This is a genomic window from Fibrobacter sp. UWB5, from assembly GCF_002210295.1.
Classification (GTDB): Bacteria; Fibrobacterota; Fibrobacteria; order Fibrobacterales; family Fibrobacteraceae; genus Fibrobacter.
In genome coordinates, this window is sequence record NZ_MWQH01000009.1 from 123,857 (window position 1) to 139,842 (window position 15,986).

General features: G+C 50.0%; 13 protein-coding genes, 2 tRNA genes and 1 other RNA gene. 13 read left to right on the forward strand and 3 right to left on the reverse strand.

Going from position 1 to position 15,986, the window contains the following annotated elements; genetic code table 11:
* Window positions 1-466: 466 nt before the first annotated feature.
* Window positions 467-5,362: a cadherin repeat domain-containing protein gene (locus B7989_RS12060; protein ID WP_158212917.1), complete on the reverse strand. Its 4,896-nt coding sequence runs from the start codon at window positions 5,360-5,362 to the stop codon at window positions 467-469.
* Between the two features lie 208 nt (window positions 5,363-5,570).
* Between B7989_RS12060 and ffs the strand changes: the two genes are divergently transcribed.
* Together ffs and B7989_RS12070 are read left to right on the forward strand one after the other, a co-directional pair.
* An RNA gene (gene ffs / locus B7989_RS12065) (signal recognition particle sRNA small type) lies at window positions 5,571-5,667 on the forward strand.
* Window positions 5,668-5,713: 46 nt separating this feature from the next.
* The gene (locus B7989_RS12070) at window positions 5,714-6,331 is read left to right on the forward strand and encodes a histidine phosphatase family protein (RefSeq protein WP_088628732.1); all 618 of its coding nucleotides are present in this window, start codon (window positions 5,714-5,716) and stop codon (window positions 6,329-6,331) included.
* A gap of 66 nt (window positions 6,332-6,397) precedes the next feature.
* Here the strand turns inward: B7989_RS12070 and B7989_RS12075 are convergent, their stop codons facing one another.
* A complete protein-coding gene (locus tag B7989_RS12075) occupies window positions 6,398-7,384 on the reverse strand; it encodes a DUF5683 domain-containing protein (protein WP_144265052.1) in 987 nt (328 codons plus the stop codon).
* Between the two features lie 135 nt (window positions 7,385-7,519).
* Here B7989_RS12075 and B7989_RS12080 point away from each other — a divergent pair, with 135 nt between their 5' ends.
* From B7989_RS12080 to B7989_RS12095, 4 genes are all read left to right on the forward strand, one after another.
* A complete protein-coding gene (locus tag B7989_RS12080; protein WP_088628734.1) occupies window positions 7,520-8,299 on the forward strand; it encodes a hypothetical protein in 780 nt (259 codons plus the stop codon).
* Window positions 8,300-8,432: 133 nt separating this feature from the next.
* On the forward strand, window positions 8,433-8,951 hold the full coding sequence (locus B7989_RS12085) for a CinA family protein (RefSeq protein ID WP_088628735.1): 519 nt from the start codon (window positions 8,433-8,435) through the stop codon (window positions 8,949-8,951).
* A 40-nt stretch (window positions 8,952-8,991) separates the two neighbouring features.
* On the forward strand, window positions 8,992-10,092 hold the full coding sequence (recA, locus tag B7989_RS12090) for a recombinase RecA (RefSeq protein WP_088628736.1): 1,101 nt from the start codon (window positions 8,992-8,994) through the stop codon (window positions 10,090-10,092).
* 111 nt (window positions 10,093-10,203) lie between these two features.
* Entirely contained in the window at window positions 10,204-10,989 is a 786-nt protein-coding gene (locus tag B7989_RS12095; protein WP_088628737.1) for a hypothetical protein, read from the forward strand.
* Here B7989_RS12095 and B7989_RS12100 read toward each other — a convergent pair.
* Complete coding sequence (locus B7989_RS12100; RefSeq protein ID WP_144265053.1) at window positions 10,909-11,754, reverse strand: hypothetical protein; 846 nt, start codon at window positions 11,752-11,754, stop codon at window positions 10,909-10,911. The genes B7989_RS12095 and B7989_RS12100 overlap by 81 nt on opposite strands.
* Before the next feature lie 211 nt (window positions 11,755-11,965).
* On the opposite strand from B7989_RS12100, the gene B7989_RS12105 reads away from it, so the two are divergent.
* From B7989_RS12105 to B7989_RS12135, 7 genes are all read left to right on the forward strand, one after another.
* The gene (locus tag B7989_RS12105; RefSeq protein WP_088628739.1) at window positions 11,966-12,406 is read left to right on the forward strand and encodes a hypothetical protein; all 441 of its coding nucleotides are present in this window, start codon (window positions 11,966-11,968) and stop codon (window positions 12,404-12,406) included.
* 124 nt (window positions 12,407-12,530) lie between these two features.
* Window positions 12,531-13,292, forward strand: a complete 762-nt coding sequence (gene tpiA / locus B7989_RS12110; protein WP_073053882.1) for a triose-phosphate isomerase — start codon at window positions 12,531-12,533, stop codon at window positions 13,290-13,292.
* Window positions 13,293-13,322: 30 nt separating this feature from the next.
* Window positions 13,323-13,742, forward strand: coding sequence for a preprotein translocase subunit SecG (secG, locus tag B7989_RS12115; RefSeq protein WP_088628740.1), 420 nt, complete (start codon window positions 13,323-13,325; stop codon window positions 13,740-13,742).
* Between the two features lie 39 nt (window positions 13,743-13,781).
* A tRNA-Leu gene (locus tag B7989_RS12120) sits at window positions 13,782-13,865 on the forward strand.
* A 60-nt stretch (window positions 13,866-13,925) separates the two neighbouring features.
* Window positions 13,926-14,204, forward strand: a complete 279-nt coding sequence (locus B7989_RS12125; RefSeq protein ID WP_088628741.1) for a hypothetical protein — start codon at window positions 13,926-13,928, stop codon at window positions 14,202-14,204.
* Window positions 14,194-15,531: a UDP-N-acetylmuramoyl-L-alanine--D-glutamate ligase gene (gene murD / locus B7989_RS12130; protein WP_088628742.1), complete on the forward strand. Its 1,338-nt coding sequence runs from the start codon at window positions 14,194-14,196 to the stop codon at window positions 15,529-15,531. Before B7989_RS12125 ends, murD begins: the two co-directional genes overlap by 11 nt.
* 371 nt (window positions 15,532-15,902) lie before the next feature.
* Window positions 15,903-15,986: transfer RNA gene (locus B7989_RS12135), tRNA-Leu, on the forward strand.

Below are 15,986 nucleotides of genomic sequence, written 5' to 3' on the forward strand. Positions count from 1 at the left end.
TGTACTCCACGTGGTATCAGTCCCATTTATTGAAGACGCAAATTGAAACGGCTCAACATCCGCCGAAAATGCGGGTACCGCCAAGGCCATGACAAGGCCGAGTTTTGTCATTATGCTTTTTCCAAACCACATAATAAACTCCTAAAAATTTTCAGAGTGTATGACACTCCCCTAGACTTTTACCCTATAAAAATACAAAACTTTTTTAATTATTACAATAGTAATATTGCATAAAATGTTAATAAGTTGTTATTTTACGTAAAAAATTGCGTATTCTGAGTTAAAAACGACATTTTTGCGTGATGTCCGACACCCCAAACCGGCGCCTCCAGTCGCCCCTCGAACGAAAAATTTCGTTTACAAACAAACTATTTTGTTTTTTTTCTTATAAATTATATGCCAATTCTAATAAACTACCCCCGAGCCTTGGCCCGGGGGTTTTGTTTAAGAAATTGCGTACGAACTCTTATTTCTTGTTTGCCGGACGCTTATAACCGAAGGGTTTCAGCAGTTCGTCTTTGGACTTTGTCACGTCACCCTTGGTCTTGGTGGTCGTGCCACCGAGCGGCGGGACAGAGCAACGCAGCTGGTTGCGCAGGTTAGCGTCGACCTTGTACAAGTAGGCGCCAGTAGCCATAAGCTTGCCGTTTTCGGCATGTACGTAGCCATCCTTATCCGGTTTCATTTCGAAGAAGATCTGCGTAACACCGGCTTCGTTTGCGAAGCTCGGGTCATTCAGTTCCTGCGTAAAGCTGTACTTGCCCACGAAATTGCCGAGAGTCGTATAAACCCAGATATCAAGTTTAATGCTGGAATTATACAGGTTGAACTGGCTGAAGTCGCTGGGGATCTTGGTACCGTCTTCGCAGAATTCAGACACATATTCTTCGACCGTGTATTCCTTGTAGTCCTTCTTGGCGGCGGCATCGAGCTTGGAGGTGTCGACACCGATACCGGCAGAAGAAATCATGCCGTTCGGGAGAATCAAGTCGTCCAAGGTGGCAAGGCCGCTCACAGCGCCGCTCTTGCCGTCGCTAATCGTCGGGAGCGTCACGTTAAGAATGAGCGTCGGGCCCAAGTGCTTGGAGCTCTTGGTATTTGCATACGGTTTTTCGCCGCTGCCTTTCTTGGTCTTGAAGTCGCCACCGATCAAGGTTTCCACTTCTTCCTTGGTCGTCGGGTTCTTTACGCTAACCGCAAAGGTCTGGCCCTTCTTGGGCGGATTGTCGGCGTAGTATTCGTCAACCTTGTCCTTGTCGATCTCCGTCACCGGGCGTTCCACAGCGATTTCGAGGTCCTTGCCTTCCTTCATGAACACGCGAACCGTGTCAGAAGCGATGTTGCCCGCCTTGTCCTTGTAGAAGCGAACGATAATGTTCGGGCCCTTCACAAGTCCCTGCGTGGTCAAGGTATCCTGCTTTTCGCCGTTAACGGTCCATTCAACCTTCACGTAGTTCGCATGGGCCACCTGGTTGTCGAGCGGAGAAAGGATTTCCACCGTCGGGAGCGTCTGGTCCAGCACCACGAACACGGACTGTTCGGCCACATTGCCGTACTTGTCTTCGTAAGTGAACGACACCTGGTAACCGCGGTCACCATCCGGATTCTTGACCAAGTTGCCCTTCTTGTCGACAACGTAGGTCAGCTCGAGCACCTGGCCGGAAGTCCTGTCAAGATATTCGTAAGAGACCTTGAAGATACCGGTAGAGCTGTCGGAATTCTTGGTGGACACAAAGCCGCCGTTGCCATCGACATTCAGAGCCTTGCCCGTCGTAGCGTCGGCCTGGTAAGAGACCGTCACCAGCTGGCCGTTGATTTCGGTCTGGTAAGACACCGTAATCACTTCAATAGAGTCGACCTTGCCTTTTTCGTTAACAACAGCCTGCTTCACAATATTGCCCTTGGAATCGGTCACGTAGCTCACGGTGACTTCGGTACCGGCAATCTTTGTCGGGTAGGAATTCAGGACACTGGTGCCGTTGATCGGGGTTCTCGTGGTATTCGGGTTCAGTTCGTCAAGCGAAACCGTCTGCTTTGCAACCGTCGAAAGGGCATCGTAAGTCTGCTGCGGCACAGCCACCTTCTTGGTGATGTCGACCTTTTCGAACTTCAAGGTATCCTTGGTTTCACCCATGATCGGGTCGTAATCCGTAATGTACACGTTGATGGTGCGTACAGAATCCTTCACGTACACATTCGTGTCGCCTGCGGCCGGCTGTTCCACAATGGTATAGATGTTGCTTGCGAGGTTAGCGTCGCCACCGGCGTCAATCGTCACCTTCGGCGAGACATCGCTATAGTACGCAATAAAGCAATCTTCGGCGCAACCTTCGAAACCATCGATATTGCAAGCTTCCTTACAAATCTTGTTGTACCCCGGATCGAGAGTCGTATCTGCACAAGTCAGGTTCTTCTTGTTCACTTCCCAGCAAACATTGATAGAATCCTTGTTCGTGTAGATGATTTCCGGATAGTGCCAAGTCGTATCTACGTTGCTTGCCACCGGAATCTCGACAGTCGGAGGCGGAACGTCAATCAGTTTCACGACAATAATCTTGGTGTCGGTACCGCCGCGACCATCGTCAACCTTGACCTTGATCGAAATCGTCGGGTTCTTTTCGTAGTCGAGCTTGTCGCACTTCTTGGTCGTCACGACACCACTTGCAGACACATCGAAGCACTTGCTCGGATCTTCGACGAGAGTCCAGGTGAGCGGATCGCCATCCTTATCGGTAGCTTCCAAGGTATCCACCACCGTACCCGGTTCAGGATTTTCCTTGACCTTGATGGTATCCGTCGTAATCTTCGGAACTTCGTTCACTTCGTTAATCGTGATCGTAATCGTCTTGATGACATAGAGCGTCGGATCGTTCTTGTCGGCAAGCTTTACGTCGATCGTGTAAGTGTGCGGTTCGGTTTCGTAATCGAATTCCTTCTTGGTGGTAATGATACCGGTCGTAGAAATAGCGAAGAGAGACGTATCGCCACCCACAGCGGTGAACACGTCAATACGCTTCGACGGATTGATATCCGTGTCGTCCCACTTGACGGTATCGACAATCGTATAAGCCGGCTTATGTTCGTCGACAGAGAATTCCTGTTCTTCGAGAATCGGGACTTCGTTCACATCGAGCAGGTTGATCACCATGGTATCGATTGCGTACAGAGTCGGAACATTCCTGTCGGAAACCCTGACCACCAAGTGATAGATTGCGGCTTCGTTTTCGAAATTGAAGACCCTCTTGGTGGTAATTACACCTTCCGGAGAAATGTCGAAATATGCCGTATCACCAGCTTCAGGAGTGAATACGTTGTCGGTGAATGCGGCAGCCGTATCGAGGTCGCCATACACAGCGGTACCCACTTCGGTGCCCGCCGGAGTATTTTCTTCGAAGCTGAAGGTCTGCTTTTTAAGCGTCGGATCTTCGTTCACGTCCTTGACGGGGATTGTAATCGTTGTATCCGAATACTTATTATAAATTTCATCGGTAACACGAACACGAATCTTGATTTCGTGAATGCTTTCGTAGTCAAGAATAGATTCATCCTTAACACGAACTTCACCATTTTCAGCAACAGTCACGTAGTCCGTAGAATCAACAAGTGCAAACTTGCATAGAGGACAATCCTTATTACTGCGGACAGCATCCAACACATCAATAAGAGTTCCCGTCGGAGAATTTTCCGGAACAGCCATCAAGATATCCTTCTTAAACACAGGAGGATTCGGATCATCGATAATCGGAAGCGAGAATGAGCCCTGACGCCTGTTGCCCGGCAGCACAGCACCGGCCAAGTTCATTACTTTCATCGTCAGTTTTTCAAGACCTTCGTCTTTGCCATCAGTTGCGACATTGATATAAACTTGATACTTTCCACGAGGAATCGTATCGCCCGACAATATCTTTATATTACCCGTAGATACGCCGCAAATTGGGAGTGCGGGATACATCGTAGAATCGGGTTCCGAATAAATATGGAAATCCTGAACCGAAGCCACACCTTCTGCGGTTTCTCCTTCATTCTTGATATCAAAGCAGTAATCAAAGCTCACATCGGATTTTGCAATGGTATCAAGCTTAATCGGTATAAGAACCGTATTATCGTCTTCAACAAAGCTACCTTCGGCAAGGGCCGTCGGGTCAAAATTCAAAGTAGGCGGATTGAACTGAACGTAAATGAAGTTCTTTCCGTCAAAATTTGCATTAATCGTAATTGTGTCAGCAAGCAACTGGCCAGCAAGGATCATGTGGTCAGCAATAGTGATTTTCCCAGCAGAAATAAACGAACCCTGAATCGTAGAACCACCCGCAAAGGACGGGAATGAAATATCCGTTCCTGTATAGAAAAGCAGGGTTCCGTTATAATCGGCATTTGCTTGTCTTACATACGTAGTATCACCATTGGATTCTAATTTCAAATTGCCATCATCGTCATATTCAGCATATTGAACAGCGATATTAGAGAAAGACGAAAAATTTGTAATGCCATTCTTCAGGAAAACTCGAGTAAGTCTGCCACCCGGTTGCATATTAAGCAACAACGTTGCAGAGTTCGAGAAATTCATATTATCCAAATAAATGTCATAATACTCTTTAGTATTTCCCCAAGGAACATAAACTTCAACAACCTGATTATTTATAACGAGGTTATCTAAATCAAACGTACCTGTTTTATCTTGTTCCAATACAAGTGCACCGCTTTCAATCTTGTGAACACGCGTCCTCAACGTCGTTGAATATACAGCAGGTTCCGTTTTCAATGTCGGAATATACAAGTTCGGTTTCACTTCAGGAACATTAAGTCCCTTAGATTCATCAAAACAATCTTTATAAGCCGTTTCTCCAAAATGCAATTTTGCATTACGGGCAGCAACAGAATCAGGATCGGAACCTATTGGAGCCACAAAACCAGAATACAAATAGTGTACACTTCCCTTAACACACTGTTCGCCATAAAACAAGTTTCCCTTGCTACTAAAATCCGACTCAGCGTTAACAGTGATATTGCCGGTCACATTTACGGGACCATTCGTAAATACCTCGGGACCCATATGAAAATTGATGTTTCCACCAATCAAAATCGGACCACCAATGGTATCAAGACCATTATGCAATAAATTCAAGTCACCATGAGAGGTTCCGAACCACCCCACCGAGTCTGTGACACGAATTAAAGTATTGTCAAAATTGATTTGACCGGCGCCGAACATCTTGTACTTCATCAAGTAGTCCCATTCGGCTTCCTGAGTTTCGGCATCCGTACCTGCGGCATTACCGAAATAAAATGGCGCGATATCCATAGCCGAGGCAACCCCCGCTGCCATCAGCACGAGCCATAATTTGTGCAACACTGTATTCATTTTGTTTACTCTAACCATCTTATACCCCCCTGTGTGAAACAGGAATTTTTTCTCCTTATCCCAAAAATAAATAAAAAAAGTTTACTTAGGTTTCTTTTTTTTCACAAAGCTAGCCATTTTCATGGACAAATCGTCCATTTTTGTTCCGAAAATTTGTTTTTGCCGCTTTCCCTTGACAAAAATCACGACTTATTGCTAAATTGCGGGTTCCTAGGCCCTGCGCAATGACTATTTGCGGGCAACTCGCCAGGGCGAAAGCAGCAACGGACTTGTGAATTTTTATGTGCTCAGGTCGCCTAGGATTTTTTTGCAACCCACAAGGTTGCTTTTTTAATTGGAAGACAGTACAGCATGATTCTTTGGACGATCCGCCATACCAAGCCCTACAACCCGAACGACGTCTGCTACGGCAGACTGGACTTTGACGTCTCCCCTACTTTTGAAGAAGAAAGCGACGGAGCATTGAAGGCTTTGGTTGGTGCTGGCGCCAAGCCCACCCGCCTGTTCACGAGCCCGCTTTTGCGTTGCCTGCGCCTTGCCGAAAAGGCCGAGAAAGCTACAGGCCTTACCATGGAAAAGCGCGAAGAAATCATCGAGATGAACTTCGGCTCTTGGGAAGGCCAGAAGCTCACTGCCGTGCCCCGCGAAGAAATGATGGCCTGGGCCAAGGACTTGCGTGGCTACCGTTTTAAAGACGGCGAATGTTTTTACGACATCGACCGCCGCGTGCAGTCCCTGCTGGACACGCTCGATGACGACGGAGAATTCTTGTGGATTACGCATGCCGGCGTGATAGCGGCCTTGCAGCACTTTGCCTGCGGACTGCCCGACAAGGAATTCGTGGAAGGCGCATTCAGCTATGCCATGGTCACGCGCTTTGAATTCAAGCGTGACGCCGAAGGGCATTACCGAGGCTCATTCACGAAGATTCACGACGGCATCCAGATGGCGCCGTTAAAAATAGGATAGAGGAAATGTGGAATGTGAGATGAGAAATGACTAATCACTCATTACACACTTCACATTACACATTGATTAAAAGTCAAATGACATGAGGGCCTGGAGGCCACCGCCTAGCCGTGGCAGTACGGCCAAGTGCATGGGGTTGTCGAAATCGCTCAACAGAGCATCGACAGCGGCATCGCCAATGGAATACAGATAAAGTAAAGCTATAGCCCAAATGTACTGGTTACGGTTCTTGCGGTAATAGGTAACGCGTTCATCTACACGTTCATATTCTTCGGACGTCGTGCTTTCTTTCTCTACGACATGCTTGCGGTCCAGGTAGTACTCCACCATGTTCTGTGACGTCCAGATACTGGTGGCAGAACCGATAAAGGCCATATACAGAAGGCCCTGCTTACCGAACTCGCGGTTGTACATTTGTCCGAAACCGGGAATAATAGACCAAAGCAGCGCCTTTTTCATGCTCTTGAGTTCTACACTGCGGTAATTGTTGTTGTACCAGATTCCAAAGGCATCGAAGAAGCTGTACAGGTAAAGGCCGTACAACCAGGCAGTTTCTGCCTTGCGCAAGTCTTCCTGTTCCATTTTCTTGTCGCTCTTTTCGTGAACGCGGGCAATGAATTCATTACGCTTGGAGTGGTACGCCGCAAGGCTGTCGCGATTCGTTTCGCGAAGCATCTTGTTGGTAAAATAGGCCACGGAGTCGCGGAAGGGTTCCGCCTGTTCGAGCACGCGCCTGTGCTGGTAGCTCTTGTTAGCAGTGACCTCGTACAAAAGCAGGAGTTCGATACCCGTAATAAAGCCGCCGCGCACGTAATGTTCCGTATAGTACTGGCCGCCACCCGGGAAAATGGCAAACAGCATGGTCAGCGGCAAGGAATTGCGCTTGGTCGGGATATCCCATTCGTTTACAGTTAGAGTGTCAATCGCGACAATACCCGTCTTGCCCTTTTGCAAGGGGTCTGCCGCCACGACAGAATCAGCGGCCACCGAATCGACATTCACGGAGTCAGCCTGCGCCCAAGCCGCTGTTCCAAAGAACAGTGCATAAAACAAGCATAAAACAAATGAGCGCAAAAACATCGGGAGGAAAGATAGTAAAATGATTTATAAGAAACATTCACAAAAATGTGGCCAGCGGCAAATAAGATTTCTAATTTTTAGTTACCACTTTGGTTAGGAGACAACATCATGCTAAAGAAAATCATTCTTGCTGCCGCTATTGCAACCACAGCCTCTTTTGCCACATGGGATTACTTCCCTGTTAAAGAAAGCCACAAGGGCCAAGCCACCGTTCAGTTTGACGACCTCATACAGGACAAATGGCAAACATTCACCCTTACAACCGGAGTTCGTTTTTCGCCAGTCCAAAACTTTGAATTCGGCATAAAGCTCCCTTACGTGCTCTTTTACCTTTACGATGGCAAGAAGGAAAACAGCGCCAATGGTGCTGGGGACCTTGAAACAATGTTTAGGTACCAGTTCTTGTCGAACATGAACGCCTTCTTGGACGTTACCGTTCCTACTGCCAGCTCAGAAGTGTACTACCCGGATTATCCGTTCGCCTTCCATTTCGGTATTCAATATTCAGAGAAGTTCGGCTTCGTGAATCTTGGTTCTGAACTTGGCTACAAAATCGTAACTCGTGGCGAAGACAAGGTTTCGCCCCCGAACGAACTGAACGTGGGAATCGAATCGGACTTTGAATTTTCACAGATTGTAACCCCGTACGTCGGACTTAACCTGTACATGCTCGTCGGTAAGTTTACCTATGAAGGCGAAAATGAAGGAAAAAGCCACACGGGCGATCTGGGATACGAGCCCTATGCCGGTTTGAGCATTGCCTTCAACGACATTATTTCTCTTGACCTTCATGGAAGTATTCTTACTGGCAGGGACTACCTAAAGACTACGTCGTTTATCGACAAGGCAAAAATCACTGTAGGCACCGGCCTCTACGTCAATTTCTAATTCCAATTCAACCCTTTTTAACAGGCCCCAGGTTACACCTGGGGTTTAATTTTTTACTTTTTTTAGCGGAGACACTCCATTGTCAAAATATGACACAAACTTTATGTATATTTGATAACGTAAAGGAAACAACATGGACAACGAAATGAATATCAAGGAACTTGCACAAGAAATCCAGAAAGCGCTTTTGGCACGCGGCGAAATGATGGCCACCGCCGAATCGCTCACGGGAGGCCTCGTGGCAAGCCACATTGTAGATATTCCGGGGAGTTCCGCCATTCTGGCCGGCGGCATTGTCGCCTACCAGAACGAGGTGAAGGAATCCCTGCTCGGCGTCCCGCACGAGGTGCTCGAAAACCAGGGTGCCGTCTCGGCCGAAACGGTAAAAGCCATGGCCGAAGGCGCACGCAAAAAGTTCGGTTGCGAATGGGCAATCGCCACTTCCGGAATCGCAGGCCCTACCGGGGCAGAACCCGGCAAACCTGTCGGTACAGTATGGATGGCTGTCGCCAATAGTTTGCAAAATGAGGCTTTTTGTAAAATTTTCGAAGGAAATCGCACCGAAGTGCGCGAAAAAAGCGTGTATAGTGTATTGGGCAAGCTACTTTTTTTGTTGAATAACCAAAAAAGCACTTGCACAAGTGAACACTAAATGTTATATTTAAAAACGAAAAAACAAAATGGAGTCCAACATGGCTAAGAAAACAACAAACACCCCGACAAGCAACCTTTCCGCAGACAAGGCCAAGGCAGTAGAAGCCGCCATCGCCCAGATTGAAAAGAATTATGGTAAAGGTTCCATCATGGCTCTCGGCCAGCAGCCCGTCGAAGACATCCCCGTTATTCCTACGGGTTGTATCCAGCTCGACATGGCGCTTGGCGTAGGCGGTTTCCCCCGCGGCCGCATTATCGAAATTTACGGACCTGAATCTTCCGGTAAGACTACCCTTACCCTGCACGCCATTGCCGAAGCCCAGAAGCTTGGCGGTGTCGCCGCCTTCATCGACGCAGAACACGCTTTTGACGCCGTCTACGCCCGCAAGTTGGGTGTCGATATCGAATCCCTCCTGGTTTCCCAGCCGGACACCGGTGAACAGGCCCTCGACATCGCCGAAACGCTCGTCCGTTCTGGCGCCATTGACATCATCGTGATCGACTCCGTGGCAGCACTTGTGCCCCAGGCCGAAATCAACGGCGAAATGGGCGACAACCATGTGGGTCTGCAGGCCCGCCTCATGAGCCAGGCGCTCCGCAAGCTCACCGGCATTCTTTCGAAGTCCAACACCTGCATGCTGTTCATCAACCAGCTGCGTATGAAGATTGGCGTGATGTTCGGCAACCCCGAAACCACCACCGGCGGTAACGCCCTGAAGTTCTACGCTACCCAGCGTATCGATATTCGCCGCATTGCAGCCATCAAGGACGGCGAAGAAGTGATCGGCAACCGCACCCGCGTGAAGGTCGTGAAGAACAAGGTGGCAGCTCCGTTTACCCAGTGCGAATTCGACATCCTTTACGGTTGCGGCATCTCGCGCGAAGCATCGATCCTCGACCTCGCTACCGAACTCGACATTATCCAGAAGAGCGGTTCCTGGTTCAGCTACAACAACGAACGCATCGGCCAGGGTCGTGAAAACACCCGCCTGTTCCTGAAGGACAACGTGGACCTCTGCAACGAAATCGAGCAGAAGATCCGCGAAAGCATGAAGGACGTCGAACTGTTCAAGCTGAACGAAGGCGATGCCATCGAAGCTGACGACAGCGACGAAGTCAGCGTTAGCGAAGACGCATAGTCCCCTACCCAAACATTTTTCTTCCTGAAGAGCAACAAACCCTGGCCTATCCTTTAGCCATTGGGATGGGTCGGGGTTTTCCTTTGTTTAAAATTTTCTATATTGGCGAACATGAAGGCAGAATCTCTCAAGGCAACATTGCGTACAGCGGCAACATTCTTTGCCCTTGCATGCACCACCGCCCTTGCCCAGACTTCTTGCCCGCACTTTTTGCTGGAAAGCCCGATGGTCGTGAACATCGAGGGCTTTTTTATTAACGAGAAACTGTCGCGAGTGTCGCTTGACGTGGAATGGAGACACCACCCCGAAGCGCTCGACACCTTCTTCGTGAACCAGCCCGACCACCAGCCGTTCAACTTCATTACTGCCGGCGAATACCGCTACATGGAATTCCCGAACGCCAAGGTGAAGCGCCAGCTGGGTACGCATCACTTGAAAGAGCATATCGGCGAGACACCGCTGAAGCTTGACGATATGGAACTGCTCGCAAACGGCCAGTTCCTGTGCAGGGATTCCACGATCCAGAAGCCGAACATTCTTTCGACCGCATTCTCCATGGCCTGGTGGAGCCTTGTGGCTGACAGCCTCCCTCACCCGACGAAGGTGACCATGAACGGCCCACGCAAGGAAAGACGCGTGTTCACGATTCGCCAATGGCGCAATTATTCCGGCGAAATGCTGCCGACTCTGGTGAAAGTCGAAAACGAAAGATATAACGGCGAACTCTGGATCCGCAGCGCCTATACCGTGCAAGCCCTGCAGGCCGACCCGCTCAAGAACAGCGTAGAAGGCAAGCAGAAACCGCCACTGCCGGATTTATTTAGAAAAATTCCTGTGAAAGGGGAAAGAAAAATACCCCTGATACTCAAGCTGAATCAGGAACTGCTGCGCGAATGATCCGTTGTAGAAACGCTTTTCGGAACGCCTCCAGCCACCCACTTCCAAAATAATGTTCTGCAAGCCCTCGTCCCAGAAGAAATGGGCGCCGAGCATAGCTTTGCCGTATCCGAGCGATTCCTTGCGCACGGTGTTCTTTTCACGCAAGAATCCGGTCTTGTAGAAGTTGGATTCAAAAATGGCGGCGAAATGGTTTGTCAGAGGAATACGGCCGTAGATATCGAGCACTAGCAAGAAATCACGGCTGAACACGGGAATGTTGCGGCGGTAGTCGTAGCTCTTGCCGTCAAAATCGGTACTGACATCGGACAATATGTAATGGAACTTCACGCCAAGAATGGAGCCCTTGGGCAAGGAATAGCTGAGGCTCAAGGACATGTCGATCAGCTGCGTGTAATCGAATGCGGCATCCTCGCCATAAAGGTTGTCGGTCACGTAGTCGGCATTCCAGCTGTCGGCAATGCGGCCCTGGCCCTCGACTTCGGCGGTCACCATTTCGAGGTTCGAGCGCATGTAGAGGTAGCTTTCGTAAACAATATTGCCTTCGATTTGCGGATTGGTCTTGAAGGGGCGAATACCGATACCGGCCAGGTAGCCCGCATAGAACGGCGATACTTCGATGGCGGCATCCATGCGCAAGTAGGACGGGAGTCGATCGAGGCGTTCACCGTAGGCAAGTTCGTCGAGCGGTTCGAGCCAAGTGTAATGGAGCATGCCTGTCGCCTGCGGTAGCCACTGGCCCCACACAAACGGCGTATTGCCCATGATAGTCCACGAAAGGTTTGGCCCGTAGCGGAATCCAAAATTCGCATTTTCATTGAAACCATCGGCAAAAGACGCGACGTCACAAGTAAAAAAAATTATAGAAAAGGCCAATAATTTCTTAAAATAAGTCATTTCGGAATAAAATTTAAAATAATTTCCCCATTTGCGCCATAAATTCTTATTTTGTAGGCATTAATTTATAGGAGTCACAATGAAACTCTCTCATATTTGCTTGCTTGGCGTGAGCGCCCTGATGTTCTGGGCCTGTGCCAACCGCTATTCCTCCCCCATCTTGATCGAACGCGGTGAAGGTCGCAACGAATACGAACGCGAATACTTTGCCGTCAAGGAAAGCATGGGTATCGACAAGCGCCTGAAAGACGTGTTCAAGCAGGGCTATATCGAAGAAGGCATGACCAACGACATGGTGAACCTCCTGTGGGGACCTCCTGACCACGAAAAGACCACCGAAAAGCAGAGCATTTGGGAATACTACACCCGCGAAGGCGAACTCATTACCCGCCTCTTCTGGAAGCACCCCGACCAGGCTCGCTTGAAGGGCTACGAAGAAGAATGGATCCTGGAAAAGATCGAAGGCGACCGCTACGGTGGATCCCCGGCTCCGACTTCCAAGCACTCTTCTAACTACTAATAGACACGCCCGCTACCAAGCGGGCATTCTTTTTATGCAAATTTGACCGTCTCGGACTACCGGGGGCGGTCTTTTTTTACTAAATTTAGGCGCGTTAAATTTTAAACCTCTCAAGGAGTTAATTATGCGTCAGTATATCATCGCTGGTAACTGGAAGATGAACAAGACCGTTAGCGAATCCATTCAGCTCGCTAAGGATATCGTGGAAGCCGTCAAGGACGTGAAGAAGACCGAAGTGGTCATCGCCCCGACTTACCTCGCCGCCGCCAAGGTCGCCGACGTCATCAAGGGTTCCAACGTGAAGCTCGCCATCCAGGACATCCACTGGAAGGACCAGGGCGCATACACTGGTAAGGTTTCTGTGGACATGGTCAAGGAAATCGGTGCCGAATACATCATCATCGGTCACTCCGAACAGCGCCAGTACTTCCACGAAACGGAAGAAACCGTGAACCTCAAGGTCAAGAAGACCCTCGAAGCCGGTCTGAAGCCGATCATCTGCATTGGCGAAACCCTCGACCAGCGTAACGGTGGCATCCTGAAGGAAGTCCTCGGCCTCCAGATCAAGGGCGCTTTCAAGGACGTTTCTGCTGAAGACGCCGCCAAGTGCGTTCTCGCTTACGAACCGGTTTGGGCAATCGGTACCGGCGTTACCGCTACCGACGAACAGGCTCAGGACACCCAGGCCTACGCTCGTTCCGTTGTGAAGGAAATTTACGGCGAAGCTGTTGCTGAAGGCATGCGCATCCAGTACGGTGGCTCCATGAAGGGTGCCAACGCTGCCGGCCTCCTCGCTCAGAAGGACATTGACGGTGGTTTGATCGGTGGTGCAGGCCTCAAGGCAAACACCTTCAAGGAAATCATCGACGCTGCCGAAGCTCGCTAATTAAAACTTTAAATTCAAGGTAAAACGACTATGACAACACTCTTTTGGATTGGTATCGTCCTGCACGTGTTCCTGTGCCTCTTCCTCATGTTGCTCGTTCTGGTTCAGAACGACAAGATGGGCGGTCTCGCAGGCCTCGGTGGCATGACTTCCCAGTCTGCATTCTCTACCGCAGGTGCCGCGACCTTCATCCAGAAGTTGACCCGCGTCGTGGCCGTGATCTTCTTTATCGTCGTGTTCGCCCTCGGCTTGATCACTGCTAAGCAGGACCAGGCTGTCGAAGAATCTTCGATGCAGAAGGCTACCCGCGAAAACGCTGCTCAGCAGCAAGCCCCGGCTCCGGCTCTCCCGGCTGACTTTGCAGCACCTGCTGCACCGGCCGCCGACGTTGCTCCGGCTACCGAAGCTCCTGCTTCGGAAGCTCCGGCCGCTCCTGCTGAAGCCAAGTAAGGTTTTGTCTCGCGCGGCTTAGGCTGCGCAGGCAACGCTGCGGTCGTGGTGGAATTGGTAGACACGCTAGCTTGAGGTGCTAGTGGGAGCGATCCCATGACAGTTCAAGTCTGTCCGACCGCATTACGAAGTCCGCCCTTGTGGCGGACTTTTTCGCTAAGTAAAAAAGTTAGATTTCTTGATATGAAGTTTTTCCTCGCGATTCTTTGCCTTGTCTTGAGTTCCTGCTTTTGTTGGGAATTATCTGACGAGCATTGCCGAGAAGAAAACGAGTTCTTCGAAAATGAACGCGAGCGCGACGGCCGTCTCTGCACAGACCTAGACGCCGTTGAAAAATGCAAGACCGAGCAACGTGAAATTTTTGCGACTCAGCAACAAGAAAGATTACTCAACATCGATTCCCTGTGCCGTGCAAACACAGAGAAAATTAAATGTAAAGATCGAGAAGAACATGGATTCTAATCTTATAGCCCCTGTTGGCGTTTTGGGCTTTGGCGTCGAAGGTCAGAGCACGTTCGATTACCTTGTTCGTAACGGTGTCAAGGACATCGTGGTCATGGACAAGAATCCGGTGAACCTGCCGGAAGTTCCCGCCGGCGTGAACGTGAAGGTTTGCAGCGGCGAAAATTATCTGGATGGCCTCAAGGACTGCGTGACGGTGGTACGTTCTGCAGGCGTTTACCCCATGAGTCCCGCCCTGTTCAAGTTCCAGATGAACGGCGGCCTGATGACTAGCCAGATCCAACTGTTTTTAGAACAAACTAAATCAAAGAAGGTTGTTGGCGTTACGGGTACGCTCGGCAAGGGCTCTACCGTGAGCATGATCAGCCACATTCTGACCAAGTGCGGCGTGAACAACGAGATTGGCGGCAACTTCGGTGTGCCGGCGCTTGATTTATTGAAGAACGAGACGGCAGACCGAGTGAGCATCCTGGAACTTTCGAGCTTTCAGTTGATGACATTGTCCTTGTCACCGGACGTAGCTGTGGTGCTGCGCGTGTCGACCGAGCACTTGGATTGGCACCAGAGCGTCGAAGAATACCGTGACGCGAAGGCGAACTTGGTTCGCTGGCAAAAGCGTGACGGCGCATGCGTGTACTTGAAGGACGCAGCCCCGACAGCAAAAATTGCAAGCGAAAGCCCGGCCAAGACGAAGTACGCCGTGAGCCTGAACGATGACGGAGACGCCGTGATTGAAGGCGCCACGCTCACGATTGACGGCACAAAGCTTTACCTTGAAGACTGCAAGGTGCGCGGCATTTACCAGCTTGAAAATATGGCGGCGGCGACCCTCGCTTGCAAGGCCTTGGGAATCAAGGTGGCGGACGCGTTCGAAGCCCTGAAGAGCTACGAAACGCTCCCCTTCCGTATGGAATTCAAGGGCGAAAAACGCGGCATCGAATTCTTCAACGACAGCTACGCCACCCGCCCCGACGCGACAATCGCCGCGACCGCCAGCATGAAGCGCCCATTCGCGCTAATTCTCGGCGGTTCCGAAAAGAATGCAGACTTTACCGAGCTCTCGCAGATTCTGGTGAACGACCGCCCGAACCTCAAGCGCATCGCGCTCATCGGCGCTACTGCGCAGCGCATGCTTGAATCCTTGCAGCAGGCCGGGCTGAAAGTCACCGCAAACATCTTCCCCACTCTGGAAGAAGCATTTGCAGACAGCTTGAACATTGGCGAAGGCGGCACCGTTATCATGAGCCCCGCCTGCGCAAGCTTCGGGCTGTTCAAGAACTACAAAGTCCGCGGACAAGTGTTTGATAAACTCGTCGCTGATTTGTAATTCGGACAGAACATTTCTATTTCAATCATGCCGCACCCTGTGCGGCATTTTCTTTTTGTTCAAACCAATACAAAGGAGATCCCGTCCCCGTTCCGAGGATCATATCCACTAAGCAGCAAAGCTGCAAGTGGCTATTGTCATCTACGTGCGGGAAGACAATATGGAAAACAATAAAGCGTCGGCCAAGGAAAGGGAGGGTGCAGGGAGGGAACCGTGCGGCCTTCGCAACTCCGAGCTGGGTTCCCTCCCGCAAAAAAAGATTATATTTTCATAAAAGAGATTTTTTTTCACTTTTTTTATAAAAAACAATCCTTACCCCTTTACAAGCGGAGCGATTTAAACTAAATTTGGGCTGTTCCGCTAAGGACCACGCGGTCGTGGTGGAATTGGTAGACACGCTAGCTTGAGGTGCTAGTGGGAGCGATCCCATGACAGTTCAAGTCTGTCCGACCGCA

Excerpts from the sequence above, each read along its gene's own strand:
- tpiA (WP_073053882.1), top strand. The coding sequence starts at position 12,531 with ATGCGTCAGTATATCATCGCTGGTAACTGGAAGATGAACAAGACCGTT.
- murD (WP_088628742.1), top strand. The coding sequence starts at position 14,194 with ATGGATTCTAATCTTATAGCCCCTGTTGGCGTTTTGGGCTTTGGCGTC.
- B7989_RS12070 (WP_088628732.1), top strand. The coding sequence starts at position 5,714 with ATGATTCTTTGGACGATCCGCCATACCAAGCCCTACAACCCGAACGAC.
- B7989_RS12095 (WP_088628737.1), top strand. The coding sequence starts at position 10,204 with ATGAAGGCAGAATCTCTCAAGGCAACATTGCGTACAGCGGCAACATTC.
- B7989_RS12080 (WP_088628734.1), top strand. The coding sequence starts at position 7,520 with ATGCTAAAGAAAATCATTCTTGCTGCCGCTATTGCAACCACAGCCTCT.
- recA (WP_088628736.1), top strand. The coding sequence starts at position 8,992 with ATGGCTAAGAAAACAACAAACACCCCGACAAGCAACCTTTCCGCAGAC.
- B7989_RS12085 (WP_088628735.1), top strand. The coding sequence starts at position 8,433 with ATGGACAACGAAATGAATATCAAGGAACTTGCACAAGAAATCCAGAAA.
- B7989_RS12105 (WP_088628739.1), top strand. The coding sequence starts at position 11,966 with ATGAAACTCTCTCATATTTGCTTGCTTGGCGTGAGCGCCCTGATGTTC.
- secG (WP_088628740.1), top strand. The coding sequence starts at position 13,323 with ATGACAACACTCTTTTGGATTGGTATCGTCCTGCACGTGTTCCTGTGC.
- B7989_RS12060 (WP_158212917.1), bottom strand. The coding sequence starts at position 5,362 with ATGAATACAGTGTTGCACAAATTATGGCTCGTGCTGATGGCAGCGGGG.
- B7989_RS12100 (WP_144265053.1), bottom strand. The coding sequence starts at position 11,754 with ATGGGCAATACGCCGTTTGTGTGGGGCCAGTGGCTACCGCAGGCGACA.
- B7989_RS12125 (WP_088628741.1), top strand. The coding sequence starts at position 13,926 with ATGAAGTTTTTCCTCGCGATTCTTTGCCTTGTCTTGAGTTCCTGCTTT.